This window comes from Burkholderia sp. RF2-non_BP3 (assembly GCF_001522185.1).
Lineage (GTDB): Bacteria > Pseudomonadota > Gammaproteobacteria > Burkholderiales > Burkholderiaceae > Burkholderia > Burkholderia diffusa.
On sequence record NZ_LOSU01000009.1, the window covers coordinates 106,558 to 123,935 of the forward strand.

Here is a 17,378-nt window from a genome sequence, read left to right on the forward strand (position 1 = left end):
TCAGTCTTCGGTACGGAACAGGTCGAGCACGCGTTCGCGCTCGGCCGCATCGACGGCCGCGGGCATCGGCTCGTCGGGCCTGCCCTTCTCGCCCGAAGCATCCGGCGCCTCGGCCGCCGGCGCGCCGCCGCACGCGAAGCGGCTGCGGATGTACGACGGCACGTCGGCCGTGCACGTGCCGCGCGTGTATTCGGCGTACACGAAATCGCCGTCGACGAGCGCGACGTCCTGCGGCGGCGTCGCAGCGACCGGCGTGCGTCCGTCGACGGCCGTCTTCATGTAGTCGAGCCAGACCGGCAGCGCGAGCGTCGCGCCGGTCGCGCGCCCCATCGGGCGCGGCGTGTCGTAGCCGAGCCACGCGACCGCGACGATGCCCGACGAGTAGCCGGCGAACCAGACATCCTTCGATCCGTTCGACGTGCCCGTCTTGCCGGCTGCGTCGTCGCGGCGCAAGGCGAGCGCGCCACGCGCGGTGCCGGCCTTCACGACGTCGCGCAGCATGCTGTCCATCATGAACGCGTTGCGCGCCGACACGACGCGCGCGCCTTCAGGCGTCGTCGCCTCGTACATCGCGCCGCCGTGACGCTGCTTCACCGACAGGATCAGGCGCGGCTCCATCCGCGTCCCGCCGTTCGCGAACACGCTGTACGCGCTCGCGAGTTCGAGCGGCGTCACCGCGCCCGCGCCGAGCGCGAGCGGCAGCGACGCCGGATTGCGCTGCGCGTCGAAGCCGAAATGCACCGCGTGCTGCTGCACGTAGCGCGCGTCGGTGGCCTGCATCAGGCTGACCGCGACCAGGTTCTTCGAGCGCACGAGCCCGCGCCGCACCGGAATGAAGCCCTCGTAGCGGTTGCCGAAATTGCGTGGGCGCCACGGCCGCGCGCCGGTTTCCTCATGGGTCAGCGTGCGCTGCGTGTCGTCGACCAGCACGCCCGGAAAGTAGCCCTTCTCCAGCGCCGCCGAATAGACGAACGGCTTGAAGCTCGAACCCGGCTGGCGATACGCCTGCAATGCGTGGTCGAACACGTTGCGGTTGAAATCCGCGCCGCCGACGAGCGCGAGCATGTCGCCCGTCGCCGCATCCAGCGACACGAGCGCGCCTTCGAGCCCGTTGCGCGCATCGCGCTTCGCGCCTGGCTGCCGGCTCAGCGTGCGCTGGAGCGCGGCTTCGGCCGCGCGCTGGTCGCGCATCGAGATCGTCGTGGTCACGTCGAGGCCGAGCGTATAGGCGTCGTCGTGAAAGCGCTCGACCATCATCCGGCGCGCGCGCTCCGCGACGTACGGCGCCGCGATGATGCCGGGCGGCGGCGTGGTCGCCAGCGCGATCGGCGCGTCGACCGCCGCGCGATAGGTCGCCTCGTCGAGCTCGCCGAGCGCATGCATGCGGCCGAGCACGTAGTTGCGCCGCGCGGTCGCGCGCGCCGGATTGACGACCGGATTGAACGCGGACGGCGCCTTCGGCAATCCGGCGAGCACGGCCGCTTCGCCCGCGCTCAGCGCGTCGAGCGGCTTGCCGAAATACACGTTCGCGGCCGCCGCGAACCCATACGCGCGCTCGCCGAGATAGATCTGGTTCATGTAAAGCTCGAGCAGCTTGTCCTTGCTGTATTCGCGCTCGAGCTTGATGGCCATCAGGATCTCGGCGAGCTTGCGGCTCAGCACCTTGTCGCGCGTCAGGTAGAAGTTGCGCGCGACCTGCATCGTGATCGTGCTGCCGCCCTGCCCAGGCTGTCCCGTCACGACGTTCGCGAACGTCGCGCGCGCGAGGCCGCCGATATCGACCGCGCCGTGCTGGTAGAACTTCGCGTCCTCGGCCGCGAGCAGCGCGTGCCGCATGAGCGGCGGAATGCGTTCGAGCGGCACGAATTCGCGGCGCTCGACGCCGTACTCGGCCAGCAGTTCGCCGTCGCGCGAGAAAATCCGCAGCGGCAGCGCGGGCCGGTAGACGGCCAGGTGCTCGACGGATGGCAACTGCGTCCAGATGCGATCGATCGTCCATGCGCCGATGCCCGCGCACGCGAGCGTCAGACCGAAGAGCGCGCCGGCGAAGATGCGCCATGCGCGGCGGCGCGGCGATGCGGGAGGCGGGGCCGGTGGCGTTGGAGGGTTGGCGGTGTGGTCGGTCATGCAGGCTCCTTCTTCAATGCGGCGAATGCGGGCGCGCAACAGGCGCCCGTCGGTCACGGAAGGCGCGCATTGTCGAAGGGATGCCGGGATACCGGAACACTCTTTAGCCTAAGTTTGGCTGGCTAAATTTTATTTAGGAATGGTTGCGCGGCAGCCGTGCCGGGTGACCCGCGCGGCGCACGAGCCGGTTCGCCTGTACCATCGTCTGCATGTTCGACACGTATCTGCGCCTGTGGGACCTCGTTCCCGACGGTGGCCCGATCCTGACCGCGAGCGGCGGCGTGCTGCCCGTCGTCTGGCACGCGCGTCCCGCGATGCTCAAGGTCGCGACCTGCGACGAAGAGCGCCGCGGCAATGCGCTGATGACGTGGTGGAACGGGGATGGCGCCGCGCGCGTGTGGCTGCACGACAGCGACGCGGTGCTGCTCGAACGCGCGCAGCCGGCGCCGACGCTCGTCGGCCTGTCCGCCGCGGGCCACGACGACGATGCGATCCGGATCGCATGCCGCGCGGTCGCGCGGCTGCACGCGCATCGCGCACCGGCAGCGCCCGAGGTCGTACCGCTGACCGACTGGTTCCACGCGCTGCTGTCGCATGACACCGGCGATGACACGCTGCGGCGTTCGGCCGCGACGGCGCGCCGGCTGCTGGCCGCGCCGCCCGTCGACGACGACGACGTCGTGCTGCACGGCGACATCCATCACGGCAACGTGCTGCACTTCGGCGATCGCGGCTGGCTGGCGATCGACCCGAAGGGTTTGCGCGGCGACCGCGCGTTCGATTACGCGAACCTGTTCTGCAATCCCGCGCACGACATCGCCGTCGATCCCGCCCGCTTCGCGCGGCGCGTCGCGCTCGTCGCCGAAGCTGCGCAACTCGACCGCCGCCGGTTGCTGCAGTGGATTCTTGCGTGGGCCGGCTTGTCGGCGGTCTGGCTGATCGAGGACGGCCTGCCGCCCGATACGCGGCTGCAGGTCGCGAGCCTGGCCGCCTCGGCGCTCGACGCGTAGCGTGCGACGACGGCCCGGCCGCCACGTCCGCTGCATCGCACGGCGGCATCAATAAAAAACCCGCCGGCATGCACCGGCGGGTTTTCGTGTCCGACGTGCGCGACGCTTAGCGCGCCGGATTCAGCGTCAGGTTCATGTGACGGTTCACATCCTTGTACAGCAGGTAACGGAAGCGGCCGGGGCCGCCCGAATAGCATGCCTGCGGGCAGAACGCGCGCAGCCACATGAAGTCGCCCGCTTCCACCTCGACCCAGTCCTGGTTCAGGCGATACACGGCCTTGCCTTCGAGCACGTACAGGCCGTGCTCCATCACGTGCGTCTCGGCGAACGGAATCACGCCGCCCGGCTCGAACGTCACGATGTTCACGTGCATGTCGTGACGCATGTCGCTCATGTCGACGAAGCGCGTCGTCACCCATGCGCCGTTGGTGCCCGGCATCGGGATCGGCTCGACGTCCTGCTCGTTGGTCACGAACGCTTCCGGCAGCGCAATGCCGTCGACGGCCTGATAGTGCTTGCGGATCCAGTGGAAACGCACGGCGGCATCGCTGACGTTGTGCAGCGTCCAGTCGGCGCCCGGCGGGATGAACGCGTAGCCGCCCGGCTTCAGCGTGTGCTGCTTGCCCTGCAGCGTCAGTTCGGCCTCGCCTTCGACGACGAACAGCACGGCTTCGGCGTTCTTTTCCTGCTCGGGCTTGTCGCTGCCGCCGCCCGGATTCACTTCGACGATGTACTGCGAGAAGGTTTCGGCGAAACCCGACAGCGGACGCGCGATCACCCACAGGCGCGTGTGGGTCCAGAACGGCAGCCAGCTCGTGACGATGTCGCGCATCACTCCCTTCGGAATGACCGCATACGCCTCGGTGAACATCGCGCGATCGGTCAGCAGATCGGTCTGCGGCGGGTGGCCGCCATGCGGCGCGTAATACGTTGTCTTAGACATAAAGCATCCAGGCAATGGGTTGGTCCGGCCCCGGGTCGCAACGGCAGGCGCGGCACGCGCGTGGGGCACGCATGCGACGGCGGGACATCGTTGCCGGGGTGGCTTGAAAGCGCGGGCGCCTTCGTTCGGTCGGCCAGGCTTCGCGACGGGCCCGCCCGGTTCAGCGGGCGGGGCGCCCCATGCTTGCGGGTCCGGCGGCCGGGCCGCGGACACTCGGGGTCATGCGGCGGGGCACGGGGGACGGCACGGTTCGATTCCGTACGCGGGCAGCGTTGACGATAGCGAAGTCGATCCGGATCGACCAATTAAATGTTGCGATGACATCCATTCGATTTCCCACTACCCGCCGTGGCGCGCGATGGCCCGTGAACGCGTGACGCGGACGCGTCGGCGCCTCGGGGAAATCCTGATGACCGGACGGCAACCCGTCGATCGGCGATGGCGAAATGGGGAGGGCCGACCCTGCGCGGTTGCATGTCGATGCAACTGGCGATGTCGTCTACAAGCGGGAAAGGTGAAGCGGGAGAGAGCGCGCCAACCCGTCGAGCGGGGCCGGGCATAAACTGCCGAAGGGGGTGAAGGCCGCCGGTCTTGCCGGCGATGGCGGCCCGGCTGAGGCCGCCGGGCCGGCTGTCGGATCGGGTGCCGACGCGTCGGGCGCGCCGGTGCGCAGGCCGCGCACCGTGCCGCGCCCGCGGCGATCAGTCCCAGTCGCGGTGGTGACGATGCTTGCGGTGACGATGGCCGCGATCGCCATAATCGCCGCCGCGATCGTACGAGTTGCGCGACAGGTTGCCGCCGAGCGCCGCGCCGGCGCCGCCGCCGACGGCCGCGCCCAGCAGGCCGCCCGTGCGGCCGCCCATCGCGTTGCCGGCCGCGGTACCCGCGCCGCCGCCGAGTGCGCCGCCGATGATCGCGCCGGTGCGCTCGCGACGGTTCGACGTCACGGCGCCACCCGCGCCGCCGCCGATCGCGCCACCGATCACGGAGCCGGTGCTGCCGCCGACCGCGCCGCCGACCGCTGCGCCGGCAACCCCGCCGAGCGCGCCGCCGAGCGCGTTGTTCATGTCACCGGCCAATGCCGGCACTGCGGTCGCGCCGGTCAGCACGGCGACGACGAGAGCGGGGGCGATTTTCTTCCACATTCCCGTATTCTTCCTTGTTCGCAATCTGGTTATCGAAGGTCCGCTCGATACGACGATCTGAATCGATCGACGTCGATGCCGGCATTGTGCCGAATCCCGGACCAATTCATTTCAATGAGCTTGCGGCGAAGAATAGCACCGGTCGAGCCTGCTTGCCGTCGACATTCTGGTAACAAGTTGTTTACCGAAAGCGGACCGGAAAAGCTTGCCGGAAACCGCCGGGAACGCCCGCCGGCAGGGGCTTCGGCCATGGTCAAGCCCCGTTTTTCGGCGATGCGGAACGTGCCTGTCGCGCGGGTTCGGACACACGTGGCAACACATCGGCGGCATGCCGCGAGCCGACGGAATCGCCCGGTCGTTCGGGTCGAACGAGGGTCAGTACACGCCCGGAATCAGCCGCCAGGTGTGCGCGCAATACGCGTCGTATTCGGCGCCGAATTGCGTGCGCAGCAACGCTTCCTCGGAACGGATCCGCGCGACGAGCGGAATCAACGTCAACGCGACGAGCAGCAGCCCGACGCCCGAGCGGAACGCCAACGCCCAGCCGGCCGCATTGACGAGCAGGCCGAGATAGCTCGGGTTGCGGATCCTGCTGTAGATGCCGTCCGTCACCAGCGTGTGGCCCGGCTGGATCGCGACGAGCCCGCTGAAGCGCTTGCCGAGCACGAACACCGGCCAGAGGCGCAGCACGCCGCCCGCGACGTACAGCGCGACGCCGATCCAGCGCACCGTGTCGCTGCCGAAGGTCCACACGTCGAGCCGGTCGGTCAGCGCCGGCAAATACGCGAGCAGGAATCCGCTCGCGCCGAAGGCCGCGAGCACCCAGCGATTGTCGCGGTTCTCGCGTTCGCCGGCGCTCAGGTTGCCTTCGGTAAACATCGCGACGACGGCAAGCGCGAGCGTCGCGACGGCAATGGCGATCAGTGGCGGATGCGAGAAGAAGGCGGCGAACCCGCCGATGCCGAGCACGGCAAGCCCGAGATAGACGAGCGTGGAGACGCTCGCAACGATTGCGAACTTGCGCGTAACGGCCATGGCTTGCCTCGCCGGAGTGGGCTTTCCTGTGAAGTATAGGAACCCGGGCGGGCGATGCGCACGCGCACCGTCATGCGGCGCGCGCGTTTTCCCTGCGAGAAGCGGCGGCGGCGCGTCGAACGACGCGCTCGATCGGCGCGCGGGCTGTGCCCGCGACCGCCGTCCGGTCAGCGAATGCGGAAGTTGCCGCCGATCCCGACGCTGACGGGCGGTGCGTAATAGGCCGGCGCATAGCCGTAATAGACCGGCGCGGGCGCGTAGCCGTAAGGCGGCGCGACATAGCAGCCGGACAGGCCGCCGATCAGCGCAAACGTGATGAGAACTTTGTACATGGCTCGATTCCCGGCGAAGAGGACACGTCGCATCGCGTGAAAGCCGCGCCGTCGCAACCCGTGACGGCCGGCACGAAGAGGCGACCAGCCCTTCCTGTCGCTCGATGCGGCAATGCGAATGCGCGGAGTCTAGCGCCGGCGCCGCCAGGACGAGTTTCGCGAGCGGTTACACGTGTTACGTGGTGTGACCGCTGAAACAGGCGCGAACGGCGTCGCCGCGCGCGCCCGCTGGCGCCGCCCGAATCACGAGCCGTACAGGCGTTACACGAAATGCGCGCGGATGCGCTCGGCGAGCGATTCGAGCGTGGCCGCGTCGGCGATGTCGCGCGCGTGCATCCGCAGGTCGACGCCTTCCCAGCGCGGAATCACGTGGAAATGCACGTGCGGGACCGTCTGGCCCGCCGCCGCGCCGTTGAACTGACCGATGAACACGCCGTCCGGCCCGAGCGCCGCGCGCACGGCCGCCGCGACGCGCTGCGTCATGCGGATGCCGGCCGCCGCCGCGTCGCCGGACAGCTCGAAGATCTGCGCGGCCGGCTCCTTCGGGATCACGAGCACGTGACCGTCGGCCTGCGGCATGAGATCCATGATCGCGAGCGTCGCGTCGTCTTCGGCGACCTTCACGCACGGCAGTTCGCCGCGCAGGATCCGGGCGAACGGGTTGTTGTTGTCGTAGGACATGGCGTTTTCCGATTTGGCGATTGCAGTTTGACTGGGAACGATGCCGGACGATTATCGGCCGACGGCGGGTCGGATTTCAACTTGTCAGGCCGTGTGGCGATCGCGGTGAACAATGCACGCCGGCTCGCACGTCATGTCGCTCGCCGGATGGAATATCCGGCCGTCGCCATTCGTTTATTCCGAGTGCGGATTCGCACGGCAAGACTGCGGATCCGCACCGGACATCCGCCAGCTGCGCAGGGCCGGCAGCCGGGATGACTGCTCGCGATCACCAACCGGAGTCATGCCATGGACCCTCTCCCCTCCTGTCGTTCGCCCGCCCTCGCCATTCACCCGCCGCTCCTCGCCCACGCCCGTCGCACGATGGCGCGCACGCTATGCCGCGCGGCTTGCGGCGCCGGGCTCGTCGCGTTGTCGTCGGCATTTGCGTGGGCCGGCGGCAACGACGTCATCCTGCCGGTCTCGTCGGTCACCGCGTCGACCGTGCCCGCCAACGGCGACGTCAATCCGTACGGCATCGCCTTCGTGCCGCCCGGCGTGCCGAGCTGGAGCACGCTCAAACCGGGCGACGTCGTCGTGTCCAACTTCAACGCGGCGTCGAACGCGCAAGGCACCGGCACGACGGTCGTGAAGCTGTCGCCCGGCAAGACGCCGACGACCTTCTTCCAGGGCAGCAATCTCGGCCTGACGACCGCGCTCGCGGTGCTGCGCAGCGGCTTCGTGCTGGTCGGCAACGTCCCCGCGCCGGACGGCAAGACGGTCGTGCCCCCGGGCTCGCTGCTCGTCATCGGTCCGCAAGGCAACCTCGTCACGCAACTGTCGAGCAGTACGCTGCTCGACGGACCGTGGGACATGACCGTGATCGACCGCGGCCAGCGCGTGACCGCGTTCGTGTCGAACGTGCTGAACGGGACGGTCGCGCGGATCGAACTGGCGATCGACAACAACGGCGTCAGGATGCTGCCGGGCTCGCGCATCATCGCGTCGGGCTACGTGAACCGGACCGATCCCAACGCGCTGGTGGTCGGCCCGACCGGCCTCGCGTACGACCCGAACATCGACGTGCTGTATGTCGCGTCCACCGGCGACAACGCGGTGTTCGCGATCCAGAACGCCGCGTCGACGAATCGCAACGCCGGCGTCGGACGGATGATCTACTTCGACGCGGCGCACCTGCACGGCCCGCTCGCACTGGCGCTCGCGCCGAACGGCCATCTCGTGACCGCCAACGGCGACGCGGTCAATCCCGACCCGCTGCAACCGAGCGAGATCGTCGAATTCACGGTGACCGGACACTTCGTCGCGCAGATGCAGGTCGACACCGTGCCGGGAGCGGCCTTCGGCCTCGCGTTCGGGCACGGCAGCAAGGGCCAGCCGGAATTCGCGGCCGTCGACGACAACACGAATACCGCGACGATCTGGACACTGCGTTCGGACAACGACAACGCGCAATGACGCACCGCGTGGACGGGCCGACTGCGGCCCGTTCGCCCCTGCGCGATCGACACATGCGATTCGCACACGCCGGGCACCATGCCGCCTGACCGACGCCGCCCGGCGTCGCCACCCCCGCGATTGCCACCGCTCGCCCGAACCTGCGACACTGCCGGATCGTTGCCGGCCGGCACGCCACCGAGGACGCTCGCGCATGACGATCCCCTTCAAATCGCTGATCCTGCGCGGTACCGCCGTCGCGCTCGTCGCCGCTGCCGGCTACACCGGCTACATGCTGTCGCGGCTGGCCCCGATCGCGACGGGTTATGCCGCGAAGGCGCTGTGTTCCGGCGTGTTCGTGTCGGGCCGTCCGGCCGCGTCGGTGATCGACGTCGACATCATGGCCGGCGTGCACCCGCTGCTGAAACTGGTGCGCCCGTCGATCGATCCGGAGCATCATCGGGCCGTCGCAACGTTCGCCGGGTTCGCGCAACGCGAGGCGGACTTTCGCCCCGGGCTCGGCTGCACGCTCGCGCTCGGGCCGTCGCCCGGCGTGCTGCCGGCCGCGCTGCCGCCCGTCCCCGATCCGCCGCCCGCGCAGGCGGCGGCGCCGGCCGCACCGCCCGCCGGCATCGACGCTCGCAAGCTGCAGACCGCGCTCGACCGCGCGTTCGACGAACCCGATCCGGCGCGGCCGCGGCGCACCCGCGCGGTCGTCGTGATGTGGCGCGGCCAGATCGTCGCCGAACGCTATGCGCCCGGCTTCACCGCCGATACGCCGCTACCCGGCTGGTCGATGACGAAGACCGTGACGGCCACGCTGGCCGGCATGCTCGTCGCGCAGCACAAGCTGTCGCCGGACGCGTCGGCGCTGCTGCCCGAATGGCGCGACGGCGGCGACCCGCGCGCGGCGATCACGTTCGACGAGCTGCTGCGGATGACGAGCGGCCTGCAATTCAACGAGGACTACGACGACCCGCTGTCCGACGTCGCCGTGATGCTGTTCACGCAGCCGGACACCGCGCGCTTCGCGTCGGCCAAGCCGCTCGCCGCGCAGCCCGGCACGCAGTGGTATTACTCGAGCGGCACGAGCGCGATCGTCGCGCGCGTGATGCGCGAGGCGATGGGCGGCACCGAGAGCGACTACCTCGCGTTTCCGCGCCGCGCGCTGTTCGCGCCGCTCGGGATGCGCAGCGCGGTGTTCGAGCCCGATGCGGCCGGCACGCTCGGCAGCGCGTCGTTCATGTACGCGAGCGCGCGCGACTGGGCGCGCTTCGGGCAGCTTCTGCTGCAGGACGGGGTGTGGGACGGGCAGCGGCGGCTGCCGGAAGGCTGGGTGCGCTACCTGACGCGCGCGACGCCGCTGTCGACGCGCGGAGAATTCGGCGCGCATCTGTGGGTGAAGGTGCCGGAGCCGTTCAACGATCGCGATCCGCACGCTCGCACGCTGCCCGCCGATGCGTTTCATGCGGTCGGCCATGAAGGCCAGTTCGTGAGCGTGGTGCCGAGCCGCGAGCTGGTGGTCGTGCGACTCGGCGTGTCGCGACCGGAATCCGCGTGGAATCACGAGGCGTTTCTCGCGCGCGTGCTCGAGGCCGTACCGGCGTCCGGCACGTGACGTGCCACGGGGAGGCGGCGATGCGGCGGCGGTCAAGCCGCCGCATCGCGCGCGACATGCAATGCGTTACGGGTTCGCGCTGCCCGCATACTGCTTGAAGCCCTCGCGCGTCGCCAGACGCTCGATGTAGCGCTTCACCGCCGGGAAATCCGGGTGCTCGAACGGCGTGCCGAACCAGCGGTTCACCGACAGGCCGATCGGAATGTCGGCGAGCGTGAAGTGGTCGCCGGCCACGAACGCGCCGGTCGCTTCGAGTTGCGCGTTCAGGATCTGCATGTGCTTCGTCCAGCCCGCGATCGACTGCGCGATCGCCGCCGGGTCCTGGTGATCGGGCGACTTGCGTACGAGGCCGAGGAACGCGCCGACCCACGAACGGTTCAGGTCCGTGCCCTGCCAGTCGATCCACTGATCGACCCGCGCACGTGCGCGCGGCTCGGCCGGATAGAGCGCGTCGCCGCCATAGCGGTTCGCGAGATAGCGGATGATCGTGTTCGACTCCCACAGCACGAAGTCGTCGTCCTTGATCACCGGCACGAGGCCGTTCGGATTCAGCGCGAGGTACGTCGGATCGTTGGTCGTGCGAAAGCCCGCGCCCCAGTCTTCCTGTTCGAACGGCAGGTTGAGTTCGGTGCACAGCCACAGCACCTTGCGGACGTTGATGGACGGGATCTTGCCGAGGATGTGCAGCATGCAGGCTCCTTGTGAGGTCGAATGCGAAGCGTTCGGAACGCGCGAAACGGCCCGAACGCGCTCCCGTCGAGTTTATACACGACCACCCGGCAAACGACATGCCGTACGCGGAAAATCCGCGTGCGGCCGATTCGTCAGGTCACGCAGCGCATGCTCGGCCGTCGGGAACCGGAACACGAATCCGTCCTGATGCAGCCGCGCCGACATCACCCGCTGCCCATCCAGCAGCAGCGCGGCCATCTCTCCCATCGCGATGCGCAGCGGCGCGGCCGGCACGTGCAGCCAGGCCGGGCGGTGCAGCACCTTCGACACGACCTGCACGAACTCGCGCTGGGTCAACGGCGCGGGTGCGACCGCGTTGTAGACGCCGTGCATGCCCGAATTCCCCATCGCGCGCGCGATGATTCGCAGCACGTCATCCCGGTGGATCCAGCTCATTACCTGCGTGCCGTCGCCGAATCGCCCGCCCACCCCGAAGTAATGCGGCAGCAGCATCGCGCGCAACGCGCCGCCGGGGCCGAACACGAGGCCCAGCCGCAGCACCACCGAGCGAACGCCGTGATGCTCGAGCGCCTGCGCGGACTGCTCCCACTGCCGGCACAGCTCGGACATGAAGCCGGTGCCGGCGCTGCTGCTCTCGTCGAGCGGCTCGTCGGAAGGACGCACGCCGTAGTAGCCGATCGCCGACGCCTGGATCCACGTGCGCGGCTTGACCTCGGCGGTCTCGACCCAGCGCATCAGCGATTCCGTGACGCCAACCCGGCTGGCGAGCAGCAATGCCTGCCGGCGTTTGCTCCAGCGCGCGCCGAGCACCGGCGCCCCCGCGAGATTGATGATCGTGTCGAAACGCTCATGCGGCTGCAACTGCTCGACGGACGTCACGCTGCGCACGCGGCCGTGGAACTGGTAGGCCGCGCGCAGCGGATCACGTGCCAGCAACGTGACCGTATGCCCTGCATCGAGCAGCCCGTTCACGAGGGTTTCGCCGATGAAGCCGGTCCCGCCGGTGACGAGCACGTTCCCCGGCGGGTGCCCCGCGAACGGATTGGCGGCCGGCGCGCGTCGCGCGATCCGGCAGGCCGCGATCCCGTCGCGGATTCCCGATACCGTCACGCCGACGGCAAACAAGCTCAGCAACCCGCCGCGCCAGCCGAGATCGAGCGCCTGCAGCGCGGTCGGCTCGTGCGCCCAGGCGGCCAGCTGTATCGCGACCATCCCGAACAGCGCACCGCCGTTGACGGCCAGCAGCGTATGCAGCACGCGCTCGGTCGCCGGCAGCTTGCGGCTCCGATCCTCGACGACGAAATCCCACAACGTCAGCACCACCTCGACGACCACCACCGCCGCGATGGCCGCGACCCAGGCACCGTGAAAGGCCACGTTCGCGATCGACGCGAACACGAGACCGTAAAGCACGGAGCGCACCGCGTGAATCGTCAGCTCGAGCCGCGCGCGCGGGCGGTGCGGCAGATCCTGCGTGAGCTCGTGGTGATAGAGCGTATCGAATGCGCCCATCGCGCCCTGCACGATCAACAGGATGAGCGCCCAATCGAAAGCGGGCAAGGTGTTCATACGCTGTCCCTCCTCCAGAGCCAGACGAGTGGCGGCACCATCGCGACGAGTGCCGCCGCGTCGATCGCGACGTGGCCCCATACATGTGCCTGCAATGAAAACAGCATGTCCTGCGGCGCCCAGATCAACAGGCCGGCCAGCAGCCACCCCCACACTTCCCGCCGGCGCAGCCGGTTGCCGAGGTGGACGAGCGCCAGCATCCAGACCGACGCGCATTGCACCGTCGCACCAATCAGCGCCATCCACCAGATCTGCTGCGCGCGCGCCGGTTCGGGCGCCATTCCCGCCCAGAAATGTCGCTCGATGACGCTGTGATACGCGTCGAACGATGGCGTGCCGGCTACCCACGGAACGGCAATGCCGACGAGCAGATGTGCGATCGCCGCGCCGTACATCCAGGCCAACACGACGCGGCGCACGTCATCGCGTGCGGGACGATCCGCTGCGGATTCGGCGGCTCGGTCGATACCGCACGCCCCCCCGTCGCACGGTGCTTCGGCGCGATAGCCGAGCCAGCGCGAGACGGCAAGCCGGTTGCGCGCGACGCGGCGATACAGCAGCGCCAGCGCAGTGCGCACGACCGGCACGCGAAGCAGCCGGACGAGCCGGCTTCGCCCGGTCAGCGCATGGGCGGCCAGGATGCCGTCCACACCGGTCAGCATGCGTCCGTCCGGCAGGCGCACGTGCAGCTCCCGATTCAGCGCGGGCAGGTCGACGCCCAGCGGAGCGGGATCGAAGCCCGGCCCGGCGATATCGACGAATGCCAGCTGCTGTCGCGCGTCGCGGGCCCGAAGACGCTGTATCGCCGCGACACATAACGGACATCGCCCGTCGAAGTACAGCACCAGTTCACTTGAGTCCATGATTCGCACTCCTTTTGTTTACGCGTGCATCATGAATCGATCGACTGCTTTCCCGTGCGCCGACGGCGCGCTTACATCGGCTTGACCACCATCAGGAAATACACGCTCAACATCGCGAAGAACGCCGGATAGCCGAGCAACTCCCAGCGCTTCGCATAACGCCAGTAGCGTGCCGGCAGCTCGGCATCGCCATTCGCATGCGCGAGCTTCGCCATCGCGGCCAGCTCGATCTGCAGCCACACGACCGGCAGCCAGCACGCGCCCGCGACCGCATACAGCACGATCGACGCCATGAGCCACGGCGTCGTCAACGGCCAGCCGGCCGTGTGCGCGAGCCACAGCCCGGACGCGGGCTGGAACAGCACGGCCGGCGTCGTGAACCACCAGTCCGCGCGCACCACGAGGCGCGACACGGCGGCGATCGCCGGCACCGAGCGCGTGCGGTTCGCGAAGAACAAGTAGAACGCGGTGCCGAAGCCCGTGCCGACCATCAGCACCGAGGACAGGATATGCAGCGTCTTGATCACGAGATAGATGTTCATGCGTGTTCTTCTTCTGAAAAAAGGATCAACAGGATCGCGAGAATCGGCACGTTCTTCAGCACGGGGCCGAACGGCTCGGCGAGCAGCCCGGGCATCGTGACCGCGATGACGGCCGAATACGCGACGATCAGCGCGCCTTGCGCGGCCCACAGACGGCGGGACGGCGCGGCGACGGTCGCCACGCCGAACGCGAAGTCCAGCGCGCATGCGCCGTAGAGCGCGATCAGCGCGGGCAGTCCGCTCAGGTGGACGCGGGCGAGCATCGCGAGGCTGTCGTGCCGCGGATGGATGAACGCGCTGACGATGGCCGTCCAGATCCAGACGATCGCGAGCGCGCCGAGCAGCAGCGGCCGCCGCCACATCGCGAGCGCATCGCAGCGCAGCGCGGCCGCGTTCGCGTTCGCGTTCGCGCCGATGAAATCCCGCAGGCCGAGCGGCGGCCGGCCGAGCACGGCCGCGAGCGCGGCGGGATCGCCGGTGTTGCCGCCGCGCAGCATCGTCCATGTGTCGCGGGTCAGCATCGCGCCCGGCATCGTGCCGAGCAGCGCGGCCGCCGCGCCGACCAGCGGGCCCGGCAGCGTCACGCGCGCCGCCGGCGGGAAGCCCAGCGCGGCGCGATAGACGCTCAGCATCTCGCGATACTCGACTTCATCGCCGCCGACCGCGTCGATGACGGCGCGGCCGGCCGCCGGCGCATCGACGAGCCGCGCGACGAGTTCGGCGAGATCGTCGACGTGCACGGGGCGCAGCCGCTGATGGCCGCCCGCAGGTAACACGTGCACGGGCAGGCTCGCGAGCATCCGGAAGAACCGGGCGGACGTGCCGGCGGTGCCGTAGACGAGCGCCGGACGCACGATCCGGTAATCGAGCGGCAGCGTCTGCAGGAAGGTGTCGGCCGCGTACTTGCTGGCGAAATACGGCGTGTCGCCGCGCTCGACGCCCAGCGCCGAGATCTGAATCACGCGTCGCACGCGGGCACGGCAGCATGCGGTGAAGAGCGCGCAGGGCGCCGCGCGATGCACGGTGTCGAACGTCTCGTCACGCCGGTCGGCGAGGATCCCGACCGCATTGATCACCACGTCGACGCCGTCCAGCCGGGCGAGCCACGCGTCAGCATCGACGTCCTTCGCGAAGTCGATCGCGACGTCGTGCGGGCCGACGGCATGCCGCACGCCGCGCAGCACGCGATGGCCGCCGGCCTCGAGCCGCGCGCCCAGCGCCCGCCCGATGAAGCCGTTCGCGCCGCAGACGAGGATGTTCATGTCGCGCTCCGCGATGCGCAATGCCGGCGGATCGACAGCACGGTTTCGTTCATTGTTTCATCCTCTATATACAGTTATTTCTGTAATGACAGAAATACAGATTCCAAAAAAAGCGGGCTGCGTGCCCGCATGTCCGGTGCCGCCTACTTCGACGACTTGCGCCTGACCGTCTGGCTGATCTTCGCGCCGATCCCGAGCGCCTTCATCAGCGTGTCGGGCTTGAGCCGCAGCATCTCGTCCGACCAGGTCGTGAGCGTCTCGACGAACTGCAGCGTGTCGCGAATGCGCTGTTCGGTTTCGCGGCTCTCGTTGGCGATCTCGGGGCTCGTCAGGCAATCGCGCAGCACCGTGAGCGTCGGTTCGATCTCGCGCTGCCGCCGCCCTTCGACGATCAGCTTGAACAGTTCCCAGATGTCGGTCGACGTCTCGAAGTGGTCGCGGCGATCGCCCAGCACGTGCACGACCTTCGCGAGCCGCCATGCCTGCAGTTCCTTCAGGCTCGTGCTGACGTTGGAGCGCGCGACGTTGAGCGTCTCGGCGATCTCGTCGGCCGCGACCGGCCTTCCGGCCAGGTACAGCAGCGCATGAATCTGCGAGACGGTGCGGTTGACGCCCCACCGCGAGCCCATTTCGCCCCAGTGGAGAATGAATCGTTCGGCAATCGGTGTGAGTTCCATGTCCGGAAATTTAGTTTTTTCAGTTATTTCTGTCAAGAGAGAAATAACTGGAGGCGACGTCAATCGCCGCCCTCGATGATCCGACCCCGGGCCACCGCGAATGCCGCCGCCGCCCGCCTTTCCCGCCCTGACCGCCCGCTTCCATTACAATGCGCGGGATTTTTCCGATTTCAGGCCGTCCGCGCCTTTCTGACTAGAGGTTTTCATGATCATCAAACCGCGCGTGCGTGGCTTCATCTGCGTGACGACACATCCGGTCGGCTGCGAAGCCAACGTCAAGGAACAGATCGACTACGTGACTTCGCACGGCCCGATCGCCAACGGCCCGAAGAAGGTGCTCGTGATCGGCGCGTCGACGGGCTACGGCCTCGCCGCCCGGATCTCGGCCGCGTTCGGCTCGGGCGCGGACACGCTGGGCGTGTTCTTCGAGCGCGCCGGCAGCGAAACGAAGCCGGGCACCGCCGGCTGGTACAACAGCGCCGCGTTCGAGAAATTCGCCGCGGAAAAGGGGCTCTATGCGCGCAGCATCAACGGCGACGCATTCTCCGACAAGGTCAAGCAGATCACGATCGACACCATCAAGCAGGATCTCGGCAAGGTCGACCTGGTCGTCTACAGCCTCGCGGCACCGCGCCGCACGCATCCGAAGACGGGCGAAACGATCAGCTCGACGCTCAAGCCGGTCGGCAAGTCGGTCACGTTCCGCGGCCTCGACACCGACAAGGAAGTGATCCGCGAAGTCTCGCTCGAGCCGGCGACGCAGGAAGAGATCGACGGCACCGTCGCCGTGATGGGCGGCGAGGACTGGCAGATGTGGATCGACGCGCTCGCTGAAGCCGGCGTGCTGGCCGACGGCGCGAAGACGACCGCGTTCACGTATCTCGGCGAGCAGATCACGCACGACATCTACTGGAACGGCTCGATCGGCGAAGCGAAGAAGGATCTCGACAAGAAGGTGCTGTCGATCCGCGACAAGCTGGCCGCGCACGGCGGCGATGCCCGCGTGTCGGTGCTGAAGGCCGTCGTCACGCAGGCGAGCTCGGCGATCCCGATGATGCCGCTCTACCTGTCGCTGCTGTTCAAGGTGATGAAGGAAAAGGGCACGCACGAAGGCTGCATCGAGCAGGTGTACGGGCTCCTGAAGGACAGCATGTACGGCGCGACGCCGCACATCGACGACGAAGGCCGCCTGCGCGCGGACTACAAGGAGCTCGATCCGCAAGTGCAGGCCAAGGTCGTCGCCATGTGGGACAAGGTGACGAACGAGAATCTGTACGAGATGACCGACTTCGCCGGCTACAAGACCGAGTTCCTGCGCCTGTTCGGCTTCGAGATCGCCGGCGTCGACTACGACGCGGACGTGAACCCGGACGTGCAGATCCCGGGCATCATCGACACCACGGTCTGACGACCGGGCCCGCCGCGCACGACGCGTGGCGGCGGGCTG

Annotated in this window: 16 protein-coding genes; 4 read left to right on the forward strand and 12 right to left on the reverse strand. The window is 68.5% G+C overall.

The window, feature by feature from the left end; all coding sequences use genetic code 11:
* Entirely contained in the window at positions 1 to 2,127 is a 2,127-nt protein-coding gene (locus tag WS45_RS02630; protein WP_059698022.1) for a penicillin-binding protein 1A, read from the reverse strand.
* A 209-nt stretch (positions 2,128 to 2,336) separates the two neighbouring features.
* On the opposite strand from WS45_RS02630, the gene WS45_RS02635 reads away from it, so the two are divergent.
* Positions 2,337 to 3,137: an aminoglycoside phosphotransferase family protein gene (locus tag WS45_RS02635; RefSeq protein ID WP_059698024.1), complete on the forward strand. Its 801-nt coding sequence runs from the start codon at positions 2,337 to 2,339 to the stop codon at positions 3,135 to 3,137.
* 106 nt (positions 3,138 to 3,243) lie between these two features.
* On the opposite strand, the gene WS45_RS02640 is transcribed toward WS45_RS02635, so the two are convergent.
* The 5 genes from WS45_RS02640 to WS45_RS02655 all read right to left on the reverse strand — a co-directional run bounded on the left by WS45_RS02640 (position 3,244) and on the right by WS45_RS02655 (position 7,273).
* Positions 3,244 to 4,080: a bifunctional allantoicase/(S)-ureidoglycine aminohydrolase gene (locus tag WS45_RS02640; protein ID WP_059698026.1), complete on the reverse strand. Its 837-nt coding sequence runs from the start codon at positions 4,078 to 4,080 to the stop codon at positions 3,244 to 3,246.
* 701 nt (positions 4,081 to 4,781) lie between these two features.
* The gene (locus tag WS45_RS02645; RefSeq protein WP_059528642.1) at positions 4,782 to 5,225 is read right to left on the reverse strand and encodes a hypothetical protein; all 444 of its coding nucleotides are present in this window, start codon (positions 5,223 to 5,225) and stop codon (positions 4,782 to 4,784) included.
* Between the two features lie 375 nt (positions 5,226 to 5,600).
* On the reverse strand, positions 5,601 to 6,260 hold the full coding sequence (locus WS45_RS02650; RefSeq protein ID WP_059698028.1) for a methyltransferase family protein: 660 nt from the start codon (positions 6,258 to 6,260) through the stop codon (positions 5,601 to 5,603).
* Between the two features lie 167 nt (positions 6,261 to 6,427).
* Complete coding sequence (locus WS45_RS35565) at positions 6,428 to 6,592, reverse strand: hypothetical protein (protein ID WP_175908542.1); 165 nt, start codon at positions 6,590 to 6,592, stop codon at positions 6,428 to 6,430.
* A 261-nt stretch (positions 6,593 to 6,853) separates the two neighbouring features.
* Positions 6,854 to 7,273, reverse strand: coding sequence for an HIT family protein (locus WS45_RS02655; RefSeq protein ID WP_059689320.1), 420 nt, complete (start codon positions 7,271 to 7,273; stop codon positions 6,854 to 6,856).
* 288 nt (positions 7,274 to 7,561) lie between these two features.
* Between WS45_RS02655 and WS45_RS02660 the strand changes: the two genes are divergently transcribed.
* A complete protein-coding gene (locus WS45_RS02660; protein WP_179950348.1) occupies positions 7,562 to 8,728 on the forward strand; it encodes a hypothetical protein in 1,167 nt (388 codons plus the stop codon).
* Positions 8,729 to 8,921: 193 nt separating this feature from the next.
* The gene (locus tag WS45_RS02665; protein WP_059698031.1) at positions 8,922 to 10,325 is read left to right on the forward strand and encodes a serine hydrolase domain-containing protein; all 1,404 of its coding nucleotides are present in this window, start codon (positions 8,922 to 8,924) and stop codon (positions 10,323 to 10,325) included.
* A gap of 66 nt (positions 10,326 to 10,391) precedes the next feature.
* On the opposite strand, the gene WS45_RS02670 is transcribed toward WS45_RS02665, so the two are convergent.
* From WS45_RS02670 to WS45_RS02695, 6 genes are all read right to left on the reverse strand, one after another.
* Positions 10,392 to 11,015 carry a glutathione S-transferase family protein gene (locus WS45_RS02670; protein ID WP_059528655.1) on the reverse strand — a complete coding sequence of 208 codons (624 nt, stop codon included), beginning with the start codon at positions 11,013 to 11,015 and terminating at the stop codon, positions 10,392 to 10,394.
* A 72-nt stretch (positions 11,016 to 11,087) separates the two neighbouring features.
* Positions 11,088 to 12,587, reverse strand: coding sequence for a TIGR01777 family oxidoreductase (locus WS45_RS02675; protein ID WP_059698033.1), 1,500 nt, complete (start codon positions 12,585 to 12,587; stop codon positions 11,088 to 11,090).
* Positions 12,584 to 13,450 carry a thiol-disulfide oxidoreductase DCC family protein gene (locus WS45_RS02680; protein ID WP_059698035.1) on the reverse strand — a complete coding sequence of 289 codons (867 nt, stop codon included), beginning with the start codon at positions 13,448 to 13,450 and terminating at the stop codon, positions 12,584 to 12,586. The genes WS45_RS02675 and WS45_RS02680 overlap by 4 nt, the downstream gene beginning before the upstream one ends.
* A gap of 71 nt (positions 13,451 to 13,521) precedes the next feature.
* The gene (locus tag WS45_RS02685) at positions 13,522 to 13,992 is read right to left on the reverse strand and encodes a DUF2269 family protein (RefSeq protein ID WP_059528664.1); all 471 of its coding nucleotides are present in this window, start codon (positions 13,990 to 13,992) and stop codon (positions 13,522 to 13,524) included.
* Complete coding sequence (locus WS45_RS02690) at positions 13,989 to 15,254, reverse strand: SDR family oxidoreductase (protein ID WP_059698228.1); 1,266 nt, start codon at positions 15,252 to 15,254, stop codon at positions 13,989 to 13,991. The genes WS45_RS02685 and WS45_RS02690 overlap by 4 nt, the downstream gene beginning before the upstream one ends.
* Before the next feature lie 143 nt (positions 15,255 to 15,397).
* A complete protein-coding gene (locus WS45_RS02695) occupies positions 15,398 to 15,931 on the reverse strand; it encodes a GbsR/MarR family transcriptional regulator (protein WP_047902276.1) in 534 nt (177 codons plus the stop codon).
* 205 nt (positions 15,932 to 16,136) lie between these two features.
* On the opposite strand from WS45_RS02695, the gene fabV reads away from it, so the two are divergent.
* Positions 16,137 to 17,339: an enoyl-ACP reductase FabV gene (fabV, locus tag WS45_RS02700; RefSeq protein WP_059689316.1), complete on the forward strand. Its 1,203-nt coding sequence runs from the start codon at positions 16,137 to 16,139 to the stop codon at positions 17,337 to 17,339.
* Positions 17,340 to 17,378 lie beyond the last annotated feature (39 nt).

What these genes read in the sequence shown, in the direction of transcription:
- WS45_RS02630 (WP_059698022.1), bottom strand. Translation starts at nt 2,127, where the DNA reads ATGACCGACCACACCGCCAACCCTCCAACGCCACCGGCCCCGCCTCCC.
- WS45_RS02635 (WP_059698024.1), top strand. Translation starts at nt 2,337, where the DNA reads ATGTTCGACACGTATCTGCGCCTGTGGGACCTCGTTCCCGACGGTGGC.
- WS45_RS02640 (WP_059698026.1), bottom strand. Translation starts at nt 4,080, where the DNA reads ATGTCTAAGACAACGTATTACGCGCCGCATGGCGGCCACCCGCCGCAG.
- WS45_RS02645 (WP_059528642.1), bottom strand. Translation starts at nt 5,225, where the DNA reads ATGTGGAAGAAAATCGCCCCCGCTCTCGTCGTCGCCGTGCTGACCGGC.
- WS45_RS02650 (WP_059698028.1), bottom strand. Translation starts at nt 6,260, where the DNA reads ATGGCCGTTACGCGCAAGTTCGCAATCGTTGCGAGCGTCTCCACGCTC.
- WS45_RS35565 (WP_175908542.1), bottom strand. Translation starts at nt 6,592, where the DNA reads ATGTACAAAGTTCTCATCACGTTTGCGCTGATCGGCGGCCTGTCCGGC.
- WS45_RS02655 (WP_059689320.1), bottom strand. Translation starts at nt 7,273, where the DNA reads ATGTCCTACGACAACAACAACCCGTTCGCCCGGATCCTGCGCGGCGAA.
- WS45_RS02660 (WP_179950348.1), top strand. Translation starts at nt 7,562, where the DNA reads ATGGACCCTCTCCCCTCCTGTCGTTCGCCCGCCCTCGCCATTCACCCG.
- WS45_RS02665 (WP_059698031.1), top strand. Translation starts at nt 8,922, where the DNA reads ATGACGATCCCCTTCAAATCGCTGATCCTGCGCGGTACCGCCGTCGCG.
- WS45_RS02670 (WP_059528655.1), bottom strand. Translation starts at nt 11,015, where the DNA reads ATGCTGCACATCCTCGGCAAGATCCCGTCCATCAACGTCCGCAAGGTG.
- WS45_RS02675 (WP_059698033.1), bottom strand. Translation starts at nt 12,587, where the DNA reads ATGAACACCTTGCCCGCTTTCGATTGGGCGCTCATCCTGTTGATCGTG.
- WS45_RS02680 (WP_059698035.1), bottom strand. Translation starts at nt 13,450, where the DNA reads ATGGACTCAAGTGAACTGGTGCTGTACTTCGACGGGCGATGTCCGTTA.
- WS45_RS02685 (WP_059528664.1), bottom strand. Translation starts at nt 13,992, where the DNA reads ATGAACATCTATCTCGTGATCAAGACGCTGCATATCCTGTCCTCGGTG.
- WS45_RS02690 (WP_059698228.1), bottom strand. Translation starts at nt 15,254, where the DNA reads ATGAACATCCTCGTCTGCGGCGCGAACGGCTTCATCGGGCGGGCGCTG.
- WS45_RS02695 (WP_047902276.1), bottom strand. Translation starts at nt 15,931, where the DNA reads ATGGAACTCACACCGATTGCCGAACGATTCATTCTCCACTGGGGCGAA.
- fabV (WP_059689316.1), top strand. Translation starts at nt 16,137, where the DNA reads ATGATCATCAAACCGCGCGTGCGTGGCTTCATCTGCGTGACGACACAT.